The following is a 1,155-nucleotide window of genomic DNA, read 5'->3' as shown; positions in this document are numbered from 1 at the left end:
TAGACTGTCTATATCATGCGGCAATGAGGTAAAAAAACTTCGTACTGATTCTTGCAACTCACTATTAAAGAAGCCTGCATTACCAGAATATGATAAAAAAATAGAGCCTAAAAGCATTATAATTACTAGTACTTTGTTCATTTGCATAGACATCAGTTAGATACCTTACTTAGTATAGAATCAAATTATAACAGCTTTTATACCGATAGACAATATTTGAATTCACTTATTCACTGCAAGTAACGAATTTTTCATCATCTGCACCCTTGCCATTGATCTTTAGATAAAGTGTAACATCACTAGATCTATCCACTAGGTGTATGGTCCCAGAGTATGATGGGAGTATAAATAAATCAGGAAATTTTGTCCACTGATCACATATAAACTCATAAGGAGTAAGACCCTTATGAGTTTTTAGTCTTTTAGCGTAATTGTAGGCCATAACGAAGCTCTTTGAACCCCAACTTGTATCTTTAAAAAGTAAGGCATTATAGCTAAAGTGTCTTGCAGGGAAGGTGAAGCTGAACCCCAACTTATGCCAATAAGGCCGATCCATAGATTTTGCTCCCTTCCCAACATAGAGTTAAAAGACTGGACAGTATCTTTGGAATCATATCCCGTATAACAAGGTTAGTCTAAACTCTCAATTTTATTTATAGTTTTGGAGGCTAGTTTATGCAAGCAAATGCTATTTTAGGTGTAGATATTGCTAAAGAAAAATTTGATGCCTGTTTGTTGATAGATAACAAAGAACGACATAAAGTTTTTCACAATAACCAAGAAGGTTTTGAAAAGCTTGTAGCTTGGTGCAATGGACATGGAGCAGACCTAATTCACATATGTCTTGAAGCAACAGGTTGTTATAGTGAAGATATAGTGAATTTCATGTACGATTTTGGGCATAATGTAAGTGTGATAAATCCAGCTCAAATCAAGGCTTTTGGCAAAAGTGAGCTACTTAGGTAGTGTAGACATTCAAAAAGAAAGGAGTTATAATAACAATTTTTGAGAGAAGCTAAGGATGTTATACGACTTAAAAGATAAGCAATGGGAAAGGATAAAGGAGAGTTTACCCGGAAAGAAAGGGGATAGTGGAAGGAGTGCAAAGGACAACAGAAAGTTCATAGCAGCAGTGATGTGGATAGGGCGAACAGG

The 1,155-nt window shown here is 35.6% G+C and carries 2 pseudogenes; one reads left to right on the top strand and one right to left on the bottom strand.

The annotated features are described in order from the left end of the window. Positions 1 to 312 precede the first annotated feature (312 nt). Positions 313 to 448 (bottom strand): annotated as a pseudogene (locus IC220_RS07755) (IS481 family transposase); the annotation flags it as partial. Between the two features lie 227 nt (positions 449 to 675). Here IC220_RS07755 and IC220_RS07750 point away from each other — a divergent pair. Next, positions 676 to 963 (top strand): annotated as a pseudogene (locus tag IC220_RS07750) (IS110 family transposase); the annotation flags it as partial. Positions 964 to 1,155: the final 192 nt, after the last annotated feature.

It is taken from the genome of Wolbachia endosymbiont of Pentalonia nigronervosa, from assembly GCF_014534705.1.
Taxonomy (GTDB): Bacteria; Pseudomonadota; Alphaproteobacteria; order Rickettsiales; family Anaplasmataceae; genus Wolbachia.
Note: the sequence above shows the minus strand (reverse complement) of the source record. Positions and strands in the feature narration are given on the sequence as shown.